Consider the following 21264-nt stretch of genomic DNA (forward strand, 5'->3'; position numbering starts at 1 on the left):
CGGGTGTGTCGATGACGTAGGGGCACGGCGACGCCGTGCGGGTGTGTCGATGACGTAGGGGCACGGCGACGCCGTGCGGGTGTGTCGATGACGTAGGGGCACGGCATGCCGTGCGGGTGTGTCGATGACGTAGGGGCACGGCGACGCCGTGCGGGTGTGTCGATGACGTAGGGGCACGGCGACGCCGTGCCCCTACTTACCGTTTTCGCGCAACGTAAACCCCAGCATCAACGCTAAATCGCGCACCGTCGCCTGAGCCGCGCTGACATCACGACCCTCGGCGGCTGCATCGATGATCATGCCGGCCATCGCATGCAACGACGCCAATGCAGCCGGTGTATCGAGATCGTCGTTCATTGCCATGATGACATCAGAACGGCCACGGCTCACATCGAGTGGGCTATGGGTGCCACTGGCCAGGCTCAGTGCGTGACGGAGATCGGCTGCATACTGTTCGTAACGAGCGACTGCTTCGCGTCGGTAATCGAAATCTTCTCGATAATGCTCGCTCAGCAAATACCACCGGAGCGCATCGGGATGATGAATCTGCAACGCATCACGGGCGAAGACCAAATTGCCCAGTGATTTACTCATCTTCTCACCATCGAGCCAGACTAAGCCCACGTGCATCCAGATACGGGCAAACGGTCGTTTGCCGGTGGCTGATTCACTCTGCGCAATTTCACACGAATGGTGCGGGAAAATCAAATCGGCACCGCCACCGTGAATATCGATCTGTTCACCGAGGTAGCGGATCGACATGGCGCTACACTCAATATGCCAACCGGGTCGCCCCAAGCCCCATGGGCTTTCCCACTTGGGTTCGTCGGGGTTGCCCCGTTGCCAAAGTACGAAATCGAGCGGATCGCGCTTGTTGGGGTCATGTGGGTTATTGCCCCGCTGATTAGCAATCGAAAGCAGCTCGGCATAACCCATACGTGCCATGCGGCCAAAGTCAGGATCGGTTTGGATACTGAAATACACGTTGCCGTCAACCACATACGCATGACCGAGTTCGACCAGTCGCTCGATAATGGGGATCATGATCGCAACTTCTTCACTCACCCGCGGCGAGAAGGTTGGTGGCAAAATATTGAGGTCGGCACAGTCGGCACGCAATTGAGCAATTTGTCGTTCGGCCAGTTCGTACCAGTTCACCCCATCACGACGGGCACGCTCGAAGAGAGGGTCATCTACGTCGGTGATATTCTGACAGTATATCACCGTTGCGCCCTGCCAGCGTAAGTAGCGGACCAGTACATCGAAGACGATGAAGGTGCGAGCATGGCCCATATGGGTGGTATCGTAGGGAGTAACCCCGCACACGTACAGCGTGACCGGGCGGTTGGTAGGCGACGAGAATGGTTCCCGGGTACGGGAGAGAGTACTAAACAGTTGCATACCTACGTGTCCTTAACTGATACGCTCAGGCATAACATTCGTAATGCTTGTTATTATGGTATCACCAATTATCATTTCGGCGAAATAATTGCCAAGTGTACGGAACGCAACGAGGACACTACCGTTGATGGAAGTCTGATGTCGGTATCGACATAGGATCCGTAGCTACACTGTCTACGGTGTGGCAATAGGTACTTTGGCGGCAATCTCAGGGGCAACCTCAAGCACAGTAGCCGACATCCATCCGGTTTGACCATCGGGCAAGCGAACGACGTACCAGTTGGCCCGTTGTCCTTCAAGCAGCACTTCGGTATTCACCGGAACCACAGTCACAATCGGAAAGGAGGTACCGGGGCCACTGCGCACGTTCGCTTCGGTGGCGGCTCGCCCGATAAATTGGGCGGTAGTCGATGTAGGAGTTGCCGATGGTCCCAGAATAATCGTCACCGGTGAGCGAGTGGGTTGCGGTGTGACCGGGGTTACGCTGGGGAGGCGTGGCAGTGTTGGGAAGGGGCTTGGCGAAGGCGGCAACGCTGCACTGAAATCGAGGCAAGCAGTGAGCATAGCGGCATAGCTTAACCATACGCAACACCAAAGCGTGAGCGTTTGCGGTTTCATAGTCAATTCCTTGTCAAGCGACGTATCCTACCTGTATCATACCAAATCGGGATAGCGGTGGTGGGCCGGTACTGCCTGCTCTGGTCTCGACGGCTGAAAAATGATAAAACGCCTATGCTTGTTGCACAGGCGCTCCTTATTTGGTCGGGGCGAGTGGATTTGAACCACCGACCTCCGCGACCCGAACGCGGCGCTCTACCAGGCTGAGCCACGCCCCGTTGAAGAACGGTGTTGTCGGGTGGTGCCGAAGGTGGGACTTGAACCCACACGGGGGTTGATCCCCAGCGGTTTTTGAGACCGCCGCGTCTGCCATTCCGCCACTTCGGCGCGACCGAGCAGATTATAGCAGCGATTGTCTGGTTCGTCAAGGCATCGGTGATTGGCGTGCGATTGATGCCGGTGCAGAATAAGTGTGCCCGTGCAACAGTGGTATAATTGGCGTAGCACAACGTACATCACAGACGACAATGGTCATGTTTGATCGGTTGGCTGAAAACCTGACGGTACGCGGGAGGAACGATTCGTATACCATCCTCAACCTGATCGGACGAGGTGGCATGGGTGTCGTATATCGCGTCCGGCGGGTGAGTGATGGGACGATTTGGGCTTTGAAAGAAATGCGACCGGCCGACGAGACGAATGCCGAAGAGTTGGCCGAGGTGCGTCAACTTTTTCTGCAAGAGGTCGAACTGTTGCAGTCGCTCTCCTTCCCCAACTTGCCGGTTGTGATCGATCTGTTCGAGTACGAGGGTCGTCCGACGATGGTGATGGAGTTTGTGCCCGGAAAAACCTTGGAAGCTATCATCCGGGACACAAACGCTCCGTTACTCGAACAGCAAGTGATCGGATATGGGATCCAACTCTGTCGCGTATTACACTATCTGCATACTCGTCAGCCGCCGATTATCTATCGCGATCTCAAGCCGGCCAATGTGATTGTCACCCCCGATGGTGTGCTCAAGTTAGTCGATTTTGGGGTAGCTCGTAAGCACAAAGTCGGTAAATCGAAAGACACCATCGCAATGGGGTCGGCCGGCTATGCCCCGCCTGAACAATACGGTAAAGGGCAAACCGATGCTCGCTCGGATATTTATGCGCTCGGGGCGACGATGCTGCATTTGCTGACGGCGATGCCGCCGGTGCCGTTGCAGCCGCCGCGGAAGGGTGAAATTGTACGGATCAACCGTTCGGTTGCGCCGGAGACCGAGACAATTATTATTCGTGCGATGAGCCTTGAGCGCGAGAAGCGGTTTGCTACTTGTGCCGAACTTGAGCAAGCGTTGCATAAACAGCTGAAGTCGCCGTTTGTCGATCCTACCCTACACATGGCACCGTTGCCGCCGATCAAACCACCGGTAGTAGAGCAGGTTCCGGTGGCGGTGCCATTGCCGCCATCCTCACCTCAACCACCGGTTGGGCTGGTGTGTGAGCGATGTGGCCGGCTGAACAAAGTACAAGCGCGATTTTGTGCCGGTTGCGGTGCCCCTCTTCATCAGGGCGCACCGGTGGTTGGTGCGGAAAGACCGACATTGCCGCCGGCACGACTGATCGTACGTTCGCCCTATCGCACGTGGGAGGTAAAACTCGATCATAAGCTAGTACGGATCGGTCGGCGCGATCCGCGTCAAGCTCATTTCCCCGAATTAGATTTGGCAGAACACGACCGTGGTATCGCTTCGCGCTTGCACGCTATCATTGAGCGACGGGGTGATCAGTATACGCTGACCGATCAGCAGAGTACCAACGGCACTCAGATTAACGGGAAGTTGATCCCGCCGAAAGTGCCGCAACCACTCAAGTCGGGTGATCTGATTAAGATTGGTGATGTAGAGATGGAGTTTCGGTGGAACTGAAAGCTCTGATTCTGCGTGCTCCTGGTATCAACCGTGATACCGATGCGGCACTGGCGTGTGAGTTGGCCGGTGCCCTTCCTGAACGTATCCACATTAATCGCTTGGCCGAAGGATCGATTCGCCTAGCGGATTATGCCTTGCTCGTCATTCCCGGTGGTTTTTCGTATGGCGATCATCTGGGGGCAGGTCGTTTGTTGGCGGTTGACCTGATTCATCGCCTCGGTGAAGAACTCGAACGTTTTGTGGCCGATGGTCGCCCGGTGATCGGCATCTGTAATGGTTTTCAAGTACTGGTCAAGGCCGGCCTGTTACCCGGCCCGCCACGTCGATCGCCGCAGGTGACGTTAACGACCAACGAGTCTTGTCAGTTTGAGTGCCGTTGGGTACATCTTGAGCCGGCGCCGACCAGTCGCTGCCTGTTCACGCGCGGTATTGAGCAACCGATAGAGGTGCCGGTGGCGCACGGTGAAGGTCGGATTGCTGTACGTGATGAGGCGACACTCGCCGAACTCGAGGCGAATGGTTTGGTTGCGCTGCGGTATCTTGGCGATGAATATCCGGCTAATCCGAACGGATCACCGCATCGAATTGCCGGGTTGTGTAACGCGCAGGGGAATGTGCTCGGTCTTATGCCGCACCCTGAAAATGCTGTGCTACCGCATCAGCACCCACGGTGGACCCGCGAACCGGTTCGGCGTGAGGGAGATGGGTTGCAGATTTTTCGCAATGCGGTGCGGTATGCGGCATCGTTGTAAGGTGATTGCGACCGATCATACCCTGCGTCGTCATGCCGATCGTCCGTGCCGTGCGGTATGTGGCATCGTTGTAAGGTGATTGCGACACTGCTGATGGGCAGTGGGATGTACTGGAACGATTATGGTACTCTATCCACCTGATGACCCGTTTCTGATCAGCTTTACGCTGTTCGGATTGCCGATCGTTGTACGTTGGTACGGCGCGATCATTATGACCGGTGCGCTCATTGCAGCGTTACTAGCCTCACGTCGTGCCGTTGCTCGTGGCTATCATCCCGATCACGTCTGGAATCAGTTGATGCTAGGATTGGTGCTCGGTATTGCCGGTGCACGGATATATTATGTGGCTTTTGAGTGGGAACGCTTTGCGCCGAACCCGTGGAGTGTCTTTAACCTAACGACCGGTGGGATTGCTATCCACGGCGCCATTATCGGGGCGTTGCTCTCTACGGTAATCTATACCCGTTATACCAGGTTGCCCTACTGGGATTGGCTCGATGTCTGTGTGCCGGGTTTTTTACTGGCCCAGAGTATTGGCAGGTGGGGAAATTTCTTCAACCAAGAAGCCTATGGCCGGCCAACCGATTTGCCGTTCGGGTTGCGGATTGATCCAGAGTACCGGGTGCCACCTTATAACGATCTGACGACCTACCCGATCACGACCCTCTTCCATCCGACGTTTCTGTATGAGTCGGTCTGGAATCTGGTTGGGGTGGGAATATTGCTCTGGCTCGACCGCCGCTTTGGTCGGTTGGCGCCGCCCGAACGGCGGCGGCTCAATCCGGGTGATCTGCTGTTTTTGTACGGGATCATCTATTCGAGCGGACGGTTTTGGATTGAAGGCTTGCGTATCGATAGTTTGTGTGCGAATGGGGTTGGTGGTTCGTGCGAGGGTAGTATTCGGGTGGCACAGTTGGTGAGTATGGTGGCGATTGTGGTCTGTGGCGTGTTGCTCTTTCTCAATCACCGGCGACCGTTCGCCGGTACCCCGACGGTGACGCCTGATGGTGATGCGTCTCCGGTATCAGAGGCGCGTTGAGTTAACATAATAAGTGTGACGTGATGACCGGGCCGGCAGTTACTGCTGGGCCCGGCTTTCCATCTTTCTACATAAGATGACTGGCAGCAGTTGGGCGGGAGTGCGGGGCACTCCTCTGTATGCCGTTAGTTCAGTTGTCATCCCTACCCAACAATCGCGCGTAAAGTTGCCGAAAACCCTCGCCAAGCGGACCGTAGCCAAACTTCGCCACGACCTTCTCGCGACCGTGCTCGCCGAAACGGCGGCGCAGTGCGGCATCTTCACCCAATATTCTTACCTTCTCGGCATAACCGGTGACATCATCGCGGGCGACCAAAAATCCATTCAGACCATCGTCAACCACCTCAGGCAGCGCGGCGACGTTCGTTGTCACCACCGGGCGGCCACAGGCCAATGCTTCTGCCGGTGCGATGCCGAACCCTTCGAGCCGAGAGGGGAAGAGCAGGATGTCACAACTCTGGTAAGCCGCCACCAGTCCGGCGCGGTCGGGTGAGCCAATCGGGATCATCCTTGGATGGGGTGGCCCGGTATCGCGTCCTTGAAAGCCACCGGTGTAGTAGAGGACATAATCGGCGGGTAAACGATCCATAATCTGGGGGAGCAGGTCAAACCCTTTCCGGCGAGTACGATTGCCGACAAACAACAACCGAATGCGGGCATCGCTCGGTGGGAGACCATCGTTGCGGCGCGCCATTCCCGGCGGTGGAACGAAGACATCGGTGTCAATCCCGTCGTAGATCAGGACGGTATCGCGCCGACCGTAAGTTAGTTCAACCATCCGTTGGGTGTAGCGACTAACACAAACAACTGCATCGGCATACGCGATGGAGAGGCCGTCGTAGCGCGATTCGACCAGTCGGTAGAAAAGGCGTTGGGCGAATGAGCTATACGGTTGTAACGCCGGGTCGGTGGTGAGGTGATGGACGGTTGTGACCACCGGGCGTTCGTAGTTGCGCAGGCTAAATGCGACGCGCGAGCGGCCTTGCACAATGTCGAACCGACGGACAATGTCGGCGGGGAGGGTAGCGGGAATGAGCATCGGGAGAAAATTGTACAGTTCAGGTAAACGCAGAAGTTCGGGCGCCAAACCGGTGCGCCTGACTGCACGGGTGATGTTCTGAATACTGAAATCAACACCACCACGACCGAGTGGTGAGATAAAGAGTGGACGCATAGCACGGTTCCTGTTGTCTGGCCAAGATTATGCAGCGTGCTACGGCGGGGCTGCTTTGCTTGCCGCTGTAGCGCCAACGATTGTAACAGGATTTTGCGACGGTGAACGTGGGAGGGTGGCGGCGATCGTCACCAATAGTCACCACAAAACGGTGGTAGACCGGCCAGTGCCTGTTCGAGGAGGGTCAAGGCCGCGCGTTGGTATACGGTGAGCAAGCCAAAAGCGGCGGCGGTGCGTGGGTGCAGGTAGCGACTGAGGAGCTGACCAAGGGTACTGCTGGTGCAGGCGAGATCGACAGTAGCGTGGTCGAGACGACTGACGGTTGTTTGACCGTCGTACCATTCAATCTGGTAGCAACCGACATTGTTGTTGAGCCAGTCATCGGCAACTTGGATACGCAGCCGACCATTGACCGTAGCAAAGGGATACAGACTCACCAAGCGGGTCACATCGAGGACCCGCTGCATAAACAATGGTATCACCGTCGTCGGCGCAGGAGTGGGCAGCAGAGCATTGAGTGGGGCATCGATGGGGGTTGGAATCTCGGCGGCGACGATTTGATCGGCGTGATACGCGATAAAGACAAAGAGTTGGGCGCGTGCGAGCGGATCGAGCGCGACAATATCGCGGCAGACGAGGCGGTCACCGTCGCTCCTCCGTTCGAGGCGGTAAATCAGGTACGAACGTCCGTTACCCTGTTCATCACGCCAGATATAGGCGGAATACGGTTCACCGTCCCATGTTTGTAACACATCGATCTGCCACCATGTGCGGTCGCGCACGAGGGGGCCATAACGTCCACGTAAGGCGCCGCGATAGATAGTGTCAAGCTCTTCGATCTGGTCAACACCGACCGGATGATAGCTGCCGGGGGCGGGAGCAAAGGCACGCAAATGAGTTGGTGTGGGTTGAACCAGCCGCCGTTCGCCGGCCAATGCCCACCCCAACCGATGGTAGAAATCGGCGTGAAAGGGATACAGCAACGCCAACACTGCACCACGTTCGCGCAGTTCATCGCAAGCAGCGCGCAACAGACGCTGAGCGTACCCACGGCGTCGGTGCTGCGGCCAGGTTGCCACACTCCCCAGTGCGCCAACCGGCAATTCGCCGTGGCCGGCCTGCATCTGAAACGGCATAATCTGCAATTGCGCAACATGCTCACCATTGACGAACAAGCCACGCAGTTGCGCGATAACCTCCGGTGTGTAACGGCCACGGTGATATTGACGGGCAAAAGCGTAGCTATCTAGCGCCCAGAATTGCTCGAAATCGGTTGGGGTAAGTGGTCGGTAGGTTATCATCGTGCGTAATACCCATCACGCTCGCGGTTTTTCCACCAGGATAAAATAACTACCGCAGCGCATCCAACCGAATAACCAGAGATCGAGTTCCATCAGCAGTGTAACCGCCAATAGCGCATAATACACCGGACCCTTCTGGCGTAAATAGCCACGCATCCGGCGACGAGCGCGAATCTCACGGGCCGTCCCGGCACTCACCCGCGTCGGGACATCGGTGGTAGGTGTGCGTCCACGTATCCGCCCGATCATCGCTTCACCGAGCTTCATCAGCACATGTTCGACAAACGTTGTAAACAGACTATTCCAGAACACCACCTTTACCGGACGCAAACCGGCCCGTTCGAAGGCAGCGACCACATCTTCCCAAGTAGCAAGCGCCTTGATGTGATCGGACTTCCGCAGCTTTTCACGTTCAAAATCATAAACGCCTGCCTTCACAAAGAGCCGCCCGATCTTGCGACTGACATCGATCAGTGGTTGGATCGGTGACCGCTCACGGGTGTTCGAGAAGGCCATCATACGCCCGCCGGGCCGCAGGACACGTGCGGTTTCGGCCAGATACGCATCGATCACCGGGAGCGGAAAATGTTCGAGAATATCAATGGCAAACACCTTATCGAAACTGTTATCGGCGAACGGCAACACACGTGAGTCGGCTTTCACCAGCGTCACCGTGCGCACCGCCTCATCGGCAAAAAGGGTGGCCGGGTCAGAGCCAACCATCAGCCCAACATGCTTCGCATTCCAGACCGCATGCTTGGCGGTTCCACAACCGTTATCAAGTACCACATCGGTCTTGCGCCAGCGCATCAGCCGGCGGAGTGTGCGGTCACGCACACCCGCAGCGAGCAAGGGTGGAGCCAGTTCACGGTAATCGAGTTCGGCGGCCAACTGCTCTTCATCGGTAACATACTTCGAGACGTAATCGAAGGCAGCACCGCGTGGCATCAAATCGAGATACCCATCGCAGAATGGGTAACCCGTCTGGCAGCGCGGGCAGCGCAGGCCGTGATCTTCGACGATGAGCGGACGCAAGCCGCAGGTCGGGCAGCGTAAGAGCGGAAAAATGCGGTGATCGATCATAGTGATGGTGGGATCCAACGCCGGTTAATCTCAGCAGCGAGGATGCTATCAAAGAGGAACAAAAAGAGACCCTGAACAAAAATCCCGGCGCCCATACCACGGCGGTCGGCGCGTTCGCCGGACGTGCGGAACAGCCACAGACCACTCCCGATGTAGAGGAGGTCAAGACCGGCATTGATCAACAAAATCGTGCGAAATCGTTCGGCAGCCGCGTGTGCCGCCGATTCGTCGAGGTCACCGGCGACCAAATCTTCGGCTTTGAGCAGCGCTTCCCGTCGACCGGCGATGGCCAGTAGCCAATCGATTGCTCCCCAACTGAGCGCTTGCAAACCGAAGTGACGCCAAAAACCGGGTATGAGCGTCAGAATGGTGCCACCGATGATGTTGCCGAGGCCCCATTGCTTGAGTGGCTTAAGCGCGTGGTATTGGAAGGCAAAAAAGTTATCGTTCATATTGGCATCGTCCCGATCGTTTCAAATAACCCACGACCATTATACTCGGTTCGCGCCAATTGGCGGCAGCATGGTGAATGGCTCACAGTAACCGGTTGAGGCGTAGTCGTGAAATAACTCTTGACCATCGACTACGCACGTTGTATAGTTGACGTATCACACGATTGCAACTGCATATCTCCGGTGAGGGAGGGCTGGCTCGTTGGCGAGCTTAATTGGTGATCGTCGCGTGTCCCTCGTCGTTTGACCAGGGTCGGTGACGCATATTCGATGAAATATTGACTTTCTTGCCTGACAAAGTTATATTACTGTCGACGGTCGGTATTCGGGCAGACGAGTGGCTTTGTACAGAGAGGGAGGTCTCACTATGGCAATTTGGCGGCCTGATCCAACGTTTTACCCATCACCACGGATGGCGACGAAAGCACCCCCAGAAACGTTAGCGTATGTTGTGCGGCTCAACTCACAGCGTGATGGTCAGCCTGATGCAATGTGTGTCGTGGACGTCGATCCACAATCAACGACGTTTGGCAAGGTGGTTGGAGCTACGGAGATGCCCTATACCGGTGGTGAGCTTCACCATTTTGGCTGGAATGCGTGCAGTTCGATGCTCTGCCCCAACGCTCCCCATCCGCACGTCGAACGGCGCTATCTGGTTGTGCCGGATATTCGCAGTTCGCACATCACCATTCTCGATATCAAAGAAAATCCAACCAAACCAACCGTTGTGAAGGTCATTGAACCGGACGTATTGTTCGAGCGTACCGGCTATGCGCGCCCACACACCGTCCATTGTGGACCCGATGGCATCTACATCTCGGCGTTGGGTAATCCCGAGGGTGAAGGGCCGGGCGGTATTTTTATTCTCGATCACGATACGTTTGAGGTCCTAGGGCGTTGGGAGATCGACCGCGCCGACCAGTATCTTCACTACGATTTCTGGTGGCACCTCGGCCACGATACGTTGATTACCAGCGAGTGGGGTACTCCGCGGATGGTCGAGAGTGGTGTGCTGGGCGAGGAATTGCTCGCCGGCAAGTACGGTCATCGCATTCACCTGTGGGACTTGCACCGACGTCGTCACGTCCAGACGCTCGATCTCGGCGCCGAGCATCAAATGGCGTTGGAGCTACGTCCGGCGCACGATCCGACGAAAGCGTATGGTTTTCTCAACTGTGTGGTGAGTCTGAAAGACTTGTCGGCATCGATCTGGCTCTGGCATCGTCATAACGGTTCGTGGCAGATCCAGAAGGTCATCGAGATACCGGCTGAACCGGCCAGCGAAGATCAACTGCCGCCGATTCTCCAACCGTTTAAAGCAGTGCCGCCGCTAGTCACCGATATTAATCTAAGCGTTGACGATCGCTTTTTGTACGTGTCGTGCTGGGGTACCGGTGAGTTGCGCCAGTACGATGTCAGCGATCCCTTCCACCCGCAGTTGACCGGTGTGCTCCAGATTGGTGGGATCGTCCGCCGTGCCGGTCATCCGGCGACAACGGGGCCGCTCAACGGTGGACCGCAGATGGTCGAAGTCAGTCGTGATGGTCGGCGGGTCTATTTCACCAATTCACTCTATTTGTCGTGGGACGAACAGTTCTATCCTGACGGTATCAAAGGGTGGATGGTGAAGGTTGATGTTGATCCGCAGGGTGGTATGCAATTCGATCCCAATTTCTTTGTCGATTTTGGTGATCGGCGGGTGCATCAAATTCGTTTGCAGGGTGGTGATGCGTCAAGCGATTCGTATTGCTTCCCATGATTGCGTGGAATCGCAGATTGTGATCTTCTGGCGGAGGTGAGGCGTGGATCAGGCCACTTTTTGGATTTGGCTTTCACTGTTTGGGCTTGGTTTGTTCCACGGCCTCAACCCGGCGATGGGCTGGTTGTTTGCCGTGGCGTTGGGGTTGCAAGAGGGGCGAGCTCAAGCTGTGCTTACGGCGATGGGACCGATTGCAATCGGTCACGCGGCAGCAATTGCGGTGGCAGCGTTCGTGACGACTCTGCTCGGCTATACATTACCGGCCGATGCCTTGCTCGTGTTAACCGGTGTCGTCTTGTTAGGGTTTAGTGGGTGGCGGCTACTGGCGCGTTTTCGCCATCCCACGACCCGCTTTCGGGCCGGTGCGCACGAGTTGGCGTGGTGGTCGTTTCTGATGGCTACGGTGCATGGGGCCGGTTTGATGGTGGCGCCCATGCTTGCTGCCATGAACGCTTCGCATCACGTGATGCATGCCGGGCATGGACATCACGCGCCGGCTATGAGCGATTCGTTGATCGGTGCGACGCTGGCCGTTGTGGTACATACGCTCGGTATGTTGTTGGCGATGGCAGTGCTGGCCCTGATCGTGTACCGGGTGGCCGGTCTGGAGATACTGCGCCGAGCGTGGATCAATACCGATCTGATTTGGGTGGCGGTTCTCATTGTGACCGGGGTAGTTGCAGTTGGGTTGGGTCTCTGGAATATCGTCTGACGTGAGTGCATACGGCGGTACTGCTTCGGCGGTACTGCCGTTGTTGGGTTGGGTCGTCGGAACCTCGTCTGAGGTGAGAGCGTCCACGCGGCGTCTCAAGGTTTTGTATGCCAATCCCACCATAGTTGTGCTAACAGCCGTACCAATTCCCCTAACCGCTGCCAACGAAGGTACAGTTGGCACCATGGCGGGGTAATCCGGCTTTCGAGGTGGTCGAGATGCAGGGCGAAGATTGACCGTAGCAAACGATGGCTGGCGTGAGCAGAGCTTGGCACATAGCGTGTGGCCCAGATGAGGAGTTCGGCGTAGGTAGCGCGGGCAGTCGCGATGGCTTGACGTTGGCGGGCCGGTGGCGCGCGACGGGCTTGCACGACCGCGGCCTCTTGGCGGGCTGCGAAGTAACGGAGCACCAATGCACTCACCGTCCATTCGGCGATGTCACCGGCGAGCGCTGCTTGTTCGGTGTGAGCGCTACGGCGAGCCGCCGCGAGTGCTGCTTCCCCCGCAGGTAGTGTGTCCAGTGCGTCGTGAAGGGCAACGAGACGTTGTTCACAATGCGGTGGCGGGGCATCGTAGCCATCGAGGAGATCGCGTGGCGGTTGGGTGATCGGATCACGTGTTAATCCGGGCTGTTGTCGTTTCACTTCGGCGGGAGTGACGTTGAGAGCGCGCTGCCACGCCGTGGTCAACTTGGCGTAGGCACAATCGAGCAATGTTGCCGTCGTTGGCGCACGGACGGCGGCGTATTCGCGGCGCAGCGCGATGGGGTCACGTTGTGGGTTCCACGCCAGTGCGGCGAAGCTGTACGGATTGGGGCCGGGTGCCAACCATGGCCGGTCGCCGGTGAGGAGGACGTATACACCGTCAAGGCGCCACTCGTGGTAAGCGCGTAGGTCGGCAGCGATAATCTCACCGAGCGGCGGTAAGGTTGATTTGAACAGGATGCCGTCGAGATAATATTCGAACACACCGGCGCCGGTGGGAAAGGTGGTGCGCAGCGCTGTGATGGCATCGGCGAGCGGTCCGTTAATCGGATGCGTGCTGTCACCGATCCCGACGGCATACGAACGGCGACGTGGGGCAATGAGCACCTCAACGTTGGCTGCCGGTGTGATTTGTTGGGGTGGGGCAAACGTGTCATGGTACGCGAGATAAGTAAGGCGCGCTTGCGGGTTGGTTTCGGCCAGAGCTTTCGCCATCACATTCATCAGCAGCAGCGACTGATCGGCGGGCGACAAACCGGAACACTGTGGGCACGCACACCAACCACCTGCAAGGCGATCGTCAGGCCAGAGATGGTAAACCGCTGCCGCAGGCTCGGCATAAAACCACTGCTTGGCCCACGTATAGACGAGGGCCTGCGTTGCCGGATTGGTGGGACAAGGGTTACCATTCGCTACACGACGGCGACCATCGTACCGAAACAGATCGGGTTGTTGTCGAAAAAGCCGACGTGGAATAGCGGCAGTAAGGTGGTGTCCTCCGATCTCAAGACGTAAGCCCCGTGTGTGAATCAACGGCCAGAGCCGATTGCGGTGTGATTGCCAGGTGCGCTGACGGCAAGCTCCTAGTGGCATGCTATGATCGGCGATGGTGTGGATGAAGATGGTATTGAGGCGAACGCGCGCTGCCCACTCGATCCACGCTTTGCCTTGGGCTAGAAAAAGATCGTGCCCGATGACCAACCCACGGCGGGCAAACGCCGGCTGTTCGGCCACGGTGGTGGTGGGGAAGGTGATGGTGGACGGGCGGGGCACGTATTCATCGGCGGGTCCGGGACCAACCCAACGCCATCCTAGCGTTTCGAGCAGGTGATACACGGCATAGAGCAGACCACGTGGTCCTTCGCCGATCAACGTGAGGCCACGCTCATCGGCAATGCGCACAAAGCCATCTCCGTCGGCACCGTGGCGCAATGCGAGGCGCCGGTCATTGGCATGACCGGTGATGTTCAGGGCGGGTCCACCCATACGCTGAATAGCGCGACGCAATTCTTGGGCTGCCAATTGTGCAGTGGGATGTTCGCTGGATAGTTCGATAACCCACCGGCTCGTGAGGTGATGATCCATATCCTCTTCGTCGTAGGTGCAGTCGGTGACCGGTTCGCTGAGTGAACATAAACTCTCGACCGACCAATCTCGGCGCTATTATAGCAGTCTCACCCCATTCAGACGGTATCCCAATTCAGTTGTATTAAAATTAGTTGCATAGTAGACAAATTTCCGATGAGCGGCTACAATGCAGGCAACCACTCTGTATGCTGCGCAGCGTATGAGCCTATATGAGATTGGCAGTCATTGTACGCATTCTGTATCATGCCGGTAATACCGGTAATACCGGTGGTTGATTAATCTATCTGATGTGAGGAAACCATGCTACGGTTTGAACACGAGATTCTGTTCACTCCATGTCCCGAACGGATTGCTCGGCTTCGTGAACTTGCCTACAACCTTTGGTGGACGTGGCATCCCGAAGCGCAGGACCTTTATCGTTCTATCGACCCAGAGCTGTGGGAGCTGGTGTATCACAACCCGGTCGAGTTCTTGCGCGATGTGCGTCAGCGCAAACTTGAGGCTGCTGCCAACGATCCGGCCTATCTGAAGCGATACGATGCGGTACTCAAGGGCTTTGATAGCTACATGCGGTCTGAGAAGACGTGGTTCAGAAAGAATTATCCCGATGCGAAAGACACGTTGATCGCATATTTTAGTGCCGAGTTTGGCCTCCACGAAAGCCTACCGATCTACTCAGGCGGTTTGGGCATATTGTCGGGCGATCACATCAAAGAAGCCAGCGATATGGGCATCCCACTGGTCGGTGTTGGCTTCATCTACCCGCAGGGCTACTTTCGGCAGCGCATCGATCCTAGTGGTTGGCAGCACGCCGAGTACAACAAGCTCAATTTCGCCGATGTGCCGGCGCTACCGGCGCTCGATCCCGACGGGCGTGAGGTGGTGATCGAGGTGGAATTACCCGGTCGCACGATCTACGCCAAGGTCTACAAGTTTCAAGTTGGTCGGGTTGAGTTGTTGTTGATGGATACCGACATCCACCCGAATAGTCCGCAAGATCGCGAATTATCGGCGCGGCTCTACGGTGGCGACCAAGAGATGCGCATTTCGCAAGAGTTGGTGCTTGGTGTAGGTGGTGTGCGGGCGCTGCGTCGTCTCGGTTATAAACCGACTGTCTGGCACATGAATGAAGGGCACTCGGCCTTCCTTGTGCTCGAACTGTGTCGCGAATTGGTGGCGCAGGGATACAGTTTTGACGAGGCGATGGAGCAGGTCAAGGCGCATTGTGTGTTCACGACCCACACCCCGGTACCCGCCGGTAATGATGCCTTCCCGCTGCCGATGATCGAGAAGTTCTTCTGGAGTTTCTGGCCGCAACTCAACCTCACCCGCGATGAGTTTATGAATCTGGCTTTGCAAGAGCAGCAATGGGGACCGACCTTTGCAATGACAGCGCTGGCATTGCGTTTTTCGGCCTATCGCAATGGGGTGAGCAAATTGCATGGCCATGTGGCACGCGGCATGTGGCAGTGGCTCTATCCCGGTCGTTCGCAAGATGAGGTGCCGATTACCTCGATTACCAACGGTGTGCATACGGCGACGTGGCTGGCGCCGGAGATGCGAACACTCTATACCTCGTATTTGGGCAAAAACTGGGAAGAAAACCTCGATGATCCGCATATGTGGCGGAAGGTATACCAGATTCCCGATGAGACCTTCTGGCGAACCCATCAAAAACTGAAGAGCGATCTGATCGCGTTCAGTCGTCAGCGGCTGCAACAGCACTACATCCGCTTGGGCATTCCGGCGCCGGTTTGGCCGGTGTTGGAAGAGAATATTCTGACGATCGGCTTTGCCCGTCGCTTTGCGACCTACAAGCGGGCAACATTGCTGTTTAAAGATATTGAGCGACTGAAATACATCTTGAACCGGCCCGGTAAGCCGATTCAGATTATCTTTGCCGGAAAAGCGCATCCTAAGGATGATCCGGGCAAACAGTTTATCCAAGAGGTCTATCGTCTCTCGATGCAGCCGGGGCTGGTCGGGCGGATAGTGTTCCTCGAAGAATACGATATTGCGGTGGGGCGAGCACTGGTGCAAGGTGTCGATGTCTGGCTCAACAACCCGCGTCGTCCTTACGAAGCGAGTGGCACAAGTGGGATGAAGGCCAGTCTCAACGGTGCGCCTAACTGTTCGGTACTCGATGGCTGGTGGCCAGAAGCGTACAATGGGCGCAACGGCTGGGCTATCGGTGATGAGCGTGAGTATGCGAATCAAGACGAGCAGGATTGGAACGATGCGCAATCGCTTTACCATCTGCTCGAACACGAGATTGCACCCCGTTTCTACGATCATCGCGATGCAAATGGGGTTCCGGTGGAGTGGATTCAGATTTGCAAGGAGGCAATTGCGACAGTAGCACCACTCTTTAGCACGCGCCGGATGTTGGCCGAATATCTGCGCGAGATGTATATGCCGGTGGCAGTGCAAGGGGCGATGCCACAAGCTTAGTCCAAAGTGTTAGTATTGCTGGTAGTTATGGTGCGCACATTCTGCGGAAGCAATGTGCATGACTCGTACTTTTGTTTCTATTCACACTGCCGCCACAATGTTAGGCGGCTCGGTACTGACTGTCTAAGCGGAGGTGGTGTGAAGATTGCTCGCTGCGCTCGGAAGGACAGTGGTTTGGGTTTAGGAAGTGGCTGCCGGCTGTCACCCTGAGCGGCGCTCGGAAGGACAGCGGGGGTGGTGTGAAGATTGCTCGCTGCGCTCGAAATGACAGAGGGGGTGGTGTGAAGATTGCTCGCGGCGCTCGAAATGACAGCGGGGGTGGTGTGAAGATTGCTCGCGGCGCTCGGAAGGACAGTGATGTTGATGTTAAGATTTCTTGCGACGGCAACTGGCATCCGGTGATTTCCGTCCGGTAAGACTCGTACCGGGTGTGGCCTGTGTGCGATGATTTGTCGTTGATGGGGCGCATGTGGGATTGTTCGGGGTGTATGTCACCACGACCGCGACTGCAACGTGGTCATCATTGGGAAGCATTTGGTGTCATACTGAGATCGGGTATGGTGAGAGAATAGAGTGGAGATATCGTGGTTAAACTTGTATCGTAAAATATCGTAGACGATTGCTATGAACCTATCGCAATCCAACCTTCTCTCCCAACCTTGGTCGTGGCTGGTCAACGAGGTCTACCGAAGATTGGTGGATCATTTCGGTCCGCTGTATGGTCCGCCTGCCGCGCATCCGTGGTGGCCGATTATCAGTACCGAACCGCAGCTTGAGATGGTCATCGGTGCGGTGCTGGTACAACAGACACGCTGGGAAACGGTTGAGGATGCGATAGCACGATTGCATGTGAACGGTCTGATCGATCTCGTTGCATTGGCGCATGCCGATGCCGGTGAGTTGGCACGGCTGATCTATCCATGTGCCTTTTATCAGCAGAAGGCAAATGGCTTGATCACCTTAGCCCGCATTGTTCGCGAGCGTTACGGCGATCTGGCGACTCTGTTACGCCTTCCTGCACCGAGGCTGTACACCGAACTCTTGCAATTGCCGCGGATTGGGCCGGAGACGGCAGATGTGATTATGCTCTATGCCGGTGGGCATCCGCGTTTTGTTGTTGATGCCTATACCCGGCGAATTTTTGCCCGACTGGTGCCCGAAAGGTTGGTTTGGGAACGGGCCGGCTACGTGCAGGTTCAACAGACCATTGCCACTGCATTACCTGTCGATCCGATGCTGTTGGCCGATCTCCATGCCCAGTTGAACGAGCTGGCTGTGCGCTACTGTCTGGTAAAGCCACGCTGTGATGGTCCACCTTCACGACGGATCTATTCGCGTCAACCCGGTCGCAACAGTTTTCTCGACCGGAATGATGGTTGTCCGCTGCGTGAGATATGTAGCTGGTATGCGAGCCGAATCGGCACCGAGTCGTTGAAGCAGCGATAGTCATAGTCACAATGTCATGCATCCATCTTCTCCCCTCACCGTCTTTCTGGTATTTTTGCGCTTAGGGCTGACCTCCTTCGGTGGGCCGGTAGCCCATCTTGGTTATTTTCGGAGTGAGTTCGTCGAACGACGGCGTTGGCTTGATGAGGCGACCTTTGCCGACCTGATCGCGCTGTCCCAATTTTTACCCGGTCCAGCCAGTAGCCAGGTAGGTATTGCGATCGGGACGATACGTGCCGGGTTGCTTGGTGGGCTAGCAGCGTGGCTCGGTTTTACGTTACCATCTGCTCTGCTGATGATCGGGTTTGCGTATGGTGTGAGCGTGATTGGCGATCCGGCGAGTGGTTGGTTGCACGGGCTGAAGCTGGTAGTGGTGGGAGTCGTTGCTCAGGCGGTGTGGCAGATGGGCCAACGGCTTTGCCCAGATCGCTTGCGGGTGAGTATGGCAATACTCGCCGCGCTAGTATTGCTGATCTGGTCTGATGCATTGGTGCAACTCGTGGTGATCGGGTTAGGTGGATTAGTTGGTTGGCGGCTGTTGCGTCTACCGGTGCCAAGCGGTGTTGTGGTTGCCTCACCGATTAGTCCACGTACCGGTTTTGCTTTTGTCGCGATGTTTGTCGTTTTACTCGTCGGTGCAGGACTGCTGGCACCGCTGAGTGACAACGAAACACTACGTTTTCTTGCCGGGATGGTGCGTACCGGTTCACTCGTCTTTGGCGGTGGGCACGTTGTGTTACCCCTTCTTGCCCCGGTCGTGGTTGGAACCGGTTTGATGAGTGCTGAAACATTTATCGCTGGGTATGGTGTAGCCCAAGCACTGCCGGGGCCTTTGTTCAGTTTCAGTGCCTATCTGGGTGTGGTAGCAGCGGTTTCGCCAGGTGGTTGGCTGGGTGGGATGTTGGCACTGATAGCAATCTTCGCACCCTCGTTTTTGCTCATCTGGGCCGCCTTACCGTTTTGGGCTGCCTTGCGTGTACAGCCAGTCGCCCAATCAGTGTTGGCCGGGGTGAATGCAGTAGTCGTTGGGATTTTGTTGGCAGCACTGTATCAACCGGTCATCACCAGCGCGATTCGTGGTCCGACCGATGTCGCACTGGTGCTCGGCGCCTTCGCGGCATTGCACGTGTGGCGACTACCATCGTTGGTCGTAGTAGTCGCGTGCGCTGCTATCGGTGCCATCGTATGGTAAACCGAAGGTAGCGCTGACTAAAGCTATGCGGATGATGTGAGCCATTCCGCAGCGCAACGGTTCATCGTAGTGGATGGGCAATCCTACTCCGCCGATAATCCTGCTCCCCACCGCATCACCTCTATCACTTCAGCTTGACCGATTGGGCGTTGTCCACGCTCGATGGCAGTTCGCAATTGCCTGAGCTGTTCACCGGATGGAACACCAGCTTGACGTGCGAGCCAGAGGTTGAGCGCTTCGACGTACAGAGTAGTAAGATCGGTCGTATCAGCGATATGGGTCGTCAGCTCGGTCAGGGTCATCTGGAGACGACCACGAGCTGCCGGCCAGTCAATGACATCCGGCATTGCTTGAATAGCATCGAGCAAGCGTAGAGCGCGTTCGCAAATCGCTTGTCGTTTGGAGGGAGGAGGCGGCGCAGGTACTTCTGGTTGGACGAGCGGTTCTGAAGGTGATGGGGCCGGAGTAACCGGAGCTGCTGCTTCACCGTGCAGCAGCGCGACGAGTCGCTCATAACCGGCGCGTAGCAACGATTCCATTTCGCGGGTGTAGTGGAGCCACGCACCGATCTGCATCCCTGCCGGATCGGGAATATCGCGCGCGCGGCCGGCCAGTTCACCGAGCGAGGTAACGTTCGCCTGTGGATAACGACTGCGTAAGAATCGGGCAATTCCGCTATCGACGGCGATCAGGATGTCGGCTGCATTCACCAGTTCTTCAGTGAGCGAGCGCGCAGTGTGGTTGTTGTCGGTCATGCCAAACACGGCTAGTGCATCGCGCGCCATTGGTTGCAACGGTTCGTCGTCGTGACCAACGACGCCGGCGGAAGCGATCTGCCACGCATGGCCATGCTCCTGCGCCAAGCGGCGGAGGAGGGCAACGGCAATCGGTGCTCGCCCGGTGTCGGCGGCGCCAACGATTAAGATGGTTGGTTCCAAGTGTGACATATAGAGTACGCAACTGCTCTCAAGAACGTGTGCAGAAGTGCACACGGTTCCTTCTCGTTCCGAACGTAGTTCGCATCTGATGGGTGTAACGTTTCCGTTTGTACCTTTTCAGAGACAGTGCTGCTGTTACCGGTGAGCTTTGCCTCGGGTAAGAGGGGTGCTGTTGCCGGCTGTTTGCGGTTGTGCGCTACCTTGTGATCCCGATCATGAATTGTGCCGCAGTGTGGATACAGCCATTTCCAATCGCACACCATCAGCATGTTATCTTTCCGGCGACAGCTCGAACAAAGGTATGTGCGTGGATACCGATCCTCAACACACATCATCTGCCCACCAGAGCGTGTTGTCTTGCTTGCAATTTGCGTGTGGAGTAACCCAACGCCTACATTACCAATCGTGTGAGCAAGTGGTTTGTTGGCCGTCATCCCCGCGACGGATACATGCTCTACAACCATCGCTTGGTTTTCGCAGCGGTCTCGTGTGATGAGCATATAGGTGACATCGTTTCGGTAGTAGTCATCCTTACGGATAGTCTTGTCAAGGTTAGCGCAGACTTCGTATGGATTCATGCGAGGCAGTATCTTGTCTTTTGGTACAGGCGCATCGACCGCAAGAACCATACGCACGTTTGCTGCCTCGATGATGCGGCTATGTTGCTAATTATATCTTGAAGCGACGTGCGCCGCTTTGAGCAGATTCGGCGCCTCGATGGACGCACCATTGGAAAACGTGGCCGCAGCCTTGATACCTACATCGATACCCATGACGCCATGGGTCGTTTGTGACCAATCCAACGTTCTACCTGTGCTAATTTTATCCATCTGTTGCATGAGGTGTATCCTGCAACGTTTTTCGGTAGTTTCTCACCCCGGCTGTGACGCAAAGCACACGGCGATGGTTATCAGGTCTTATACCATCTCCTGCTCAGGCAAGCAGCTCTCCTGATTAAAAACCACGATTTTCGCATCTGTTGATCTGGGCGAACTGCTTGAGCTACTCAAAATCGAAC

17 protein-coding genes and 2 tRNA genes are annotated in these 21264 nt (G+C 56.4%); 8 read left to right on the forward strand and 11 right to left on the reverse strand.

Features of this window, described 5'->3' with window-relative positions:
• Window positions 1–192: 192 nt before the first annotated feature.
• From cysS to AC01ZF_RS16910, 4 genes are all read right to left on the reverse strand, one after another.
• Complete coding sequence (gene cysS / locus AC01ZF_RS16895; RefSeq protein ID WP_424677593.1) at window positions 193–1401, reverse strand: cysteine--tRNA ligase; 1209 nt, start codon at window positions 1399–1401, stop codon at window positions 193–195.
• A gap of 174 nt (window positions 1402–1575) precedes the next feature.
• Entirely contained in the window at window positions 1576–2019 is a 444-nt protein-coding gene (locus AC01ZF_RS16900) for an SH3 domain-containing protein (RefSeq protein ID WP_424677594.1), read from the reverse strand.
• A 141-nt stretch (window positions 2020–2160) separates the two neighbouring features.
• Window positions 2161–2237: transfer RNA gene (locus AC01ZF_RS16905), tRNA-Pro, on the reverse strand.
• 21 nt (window positions 2238–2258) lie between these two features.
• Window positions 2259–2346 (reverse strand) — tRNA-Leu (locus AC01ZF_RS16910).
• A gap of 146 nt (window positions 2347–2492) precedes the next feature.
• Between AC01ZF_RS16910 and AC01ZF_RS16915 the strand changes: the two genes are divergently transcribed.
• The 3 genes from AC01ZF_RS16915 (at window position 2493) to lgt (ending at window position 5666) form a co-directional block, all read left to right on the forward strand.
• The gene (locus AC01ZF_RS16915; protein WP_424677342.1) at window positions 2493–3872 is read left to right on the forward strand and encodes a serine/threonine protein kinase; all 1380 of its coding nucleotides are present in this window, start codon (window positions 2493–2495) and stop codon (window positions 3870–3872) included.
• Window positions 3863–4627, forward strand: a complete 765-nt coding sequence (gene purQ, locus AC01ZF_RS16920; RefSeq protein WP_424677343.1) for a phosphoribosylformylglycinamidine synthase I — start codon at window positions 3863–3865, stop codon at window positions 4625–4627. Before AC01ZF_RS16915 ends, purQ begins: the two co-directional genes overlap by 10 nt.
• A gap of 121 nt (window positions 4628–4748) precedes the next feature.
• The gene (gene lgt, locus AC01ZF_RS16925; protein WP_424677344.1) at window positions 4749–5666 is read left to right on the forward strand and encodes a prolipoprotein diacylglyceryl transferase; all 918 of its coding nucleotides are present in this window, start codon (window positions 4749–4751) and stop codon (window positions 5664–5666) included.
• Between the two features lie 130 nt (window positions 5667–5796).
• Here lgt and AC01ZF_RS16930 read toward each other — a convergent pair whose 3' ends face one another.
• From AC01ZF_RS16930 to AC01ZF_RS16945, 4 genes are all read right to left on the reverse strand, one after another.
• The gene (locus AC01ZF_RS16930; RefSeq protein WP_476575529.1) at window positions 5797–6840 is read right to left on the reverse strand and encodes a glycosyltransferase family 4 protein; all 1044 of its coding nucleotides are present in this window, start codon (window positions 6838–6840) and stop codon (window positions 5797–5799) included.
• A 128-nt stretch (window positions 6841–6968) separates the two neighbouring features.
• Window positions 6969–8141 carry a GNAT family N-acetyltransferase gene (locus AC01ZF_RS16935; RefSeq protein WP_424677346.1) on the reverse strand — a complete coding sequence of 391 codons (1173 nt, stop codon included), beginning with the start codon at window positions 8139–8141 and terminating at the stop codon, window positions 6969–6971.
• Between the two features lie 15 nt (window positions 8142–8156).
• Window positions 8157–9224, reverse strand: a complete 1068-nt coding sequence (locus AC01ZF_RS16940; RefSeq protein ID WP_424677347.1) for a methyltransferase domain-containing protein — start codon at window positions 9222–9224, stop codon at window positions 8157–8159.
• Window positions 9221–9676, reverse strand: coding sequence for a DUF6992 family protein (locus tag AC01ZF_RS16945; RefSeq protein WP_476575530.1), 456 nt, complete (start codon window positions 9674–9676; stop codon window positions 9221–9223). The genes AC01ZF_RS16940 and AC01ZF_RS16945 overlap by 4 nt, the downstream gene beginning before the upstream one ends.
• 367 nt (window positions 9677–10043) lie before the next feature.
• Here AC01ZF_RS16945 and AC01ZF_RS16950 point away from each other — a divergent pair, with 367 nt between their 5' ends.
• Window positions 10044–11435 carry a selenium-binding protein SBP56-related protein gene (locus AC01ZF_RS16950; RefSeq protein WP_424677349.1) on the forward strand — a complete coding sequence of 464 codons (1392 nt, stop codon included), beginning with the start codon at window positions 10044–10046 and terminating at the stop codon, window positions 11433–11435.
• A 43-nt stretch (window positions 11436–11478) separates the two neighbouring features.
• Window positions 11479–12147, forward strand: coding sequence for a hypothetical protein (locus AC01ZF_RS16955; RefSeq protein ID WP_424677350.1), 669 nt, complete (start codon window positions 11479–11481; stop codon window positions 12145–12147).
• Between the two features lie 95 nt (window positions 12148–12242).
• On the opposite strand, the gene AC01ZF_RS16960 is transcribed toward AC01ZF_RS16955, so the two are convergent.
• On the reverse strand, window positions 12243–14216 hold the full coding sequence (locus AC01ZF_RS16960) for a DUF4838 domain-containing protein (RefSeq protein WP_424677351.1): 1974 nt from the start codon (window positions 14214–14216) through the stop codon (window positions 12243–12245).
• 303 nt (window positions 14217–14519) lie between these two features.
• Between AC01ZF_RS16960 and glgP the strand changes: the two genes are divergently transcribed.
• The 3 genes from glgP (at window position 14520) to chrA (ending at window position 19308) form a co-directional block, all read left to right on the forward strand.
• A complete protein-coding gene (gene glgP, locus AC01ZF_RS16965; protein ID WP_476575531.1) occupies window positions 14520–16670 on the forward strand; it encodes an alpha-glucan family phosphorylase in 2151 nt (716 codons plus the stop codon).
• A 624-nt stretch (window positions 16671–17294) separates the two neighbouring features.
• Entirely contained in the window at window positions 17295–18116 is an 822-nt protein-coding gene (locus AC01ZF_RS16970; protein WP_424677533.1) for an endonuclease III domain-containing protein, read from the forward strand.
• A gap of 16 nt (window positions 18117–18132) precedes the next feature.
• Window positions 18133–19308, forward strand: coding sequence for a chromate efflux transporter (gene chrA / locus AC01ZF_RS16975; protein WP_424677532.1), 1176 nt, complete (start codon window positions 18133–18135; stop codon window positions 19306–19308).
• A gap of 83 nt (window positions 19309–19391) precedes the next feature.
• Here chrA and AC01ZF_RS16980 read toward each other — a convergent pair whose 3' ends face one another.
• Together AC01ZF_RS16980 and AC01ZF_RS16985 are read right to left on the reverse strand one after the other, a co-directional pair.
• Window positions 19392–20255 (reverse strand): arsenate-mycothiol transferase ArsC, encoded by an 864-nt coding sequence (locus AC01ZF_RS16980; protein ID WP_424677531.1) that lies wholly within the window; start codon window positions 20253–20255, stop codon window positions 19392–19394.
• Window positions 20228–20875: a zinc ribbon domain-containing protein gene (locus tag AC01ZF_RS16985; protein ID WP_476575532.1), complete on the reverse strand. Its 648-nt coding sequence runs from the start codon at window positions 20873–20875 to the stop codon at window positions 20228–20230. Before AC01ZF_RS16985 ends, AC01ZF_RS16980 begins: the two co-directional genes overlap by 28 nt.
• Between the last annotated feature and the right edge of the window lie 389 nt (window positions 20876–21264).

The sequence above is a fragment of the Chloroflexus sp. genome (assembly GCF_056331925.1).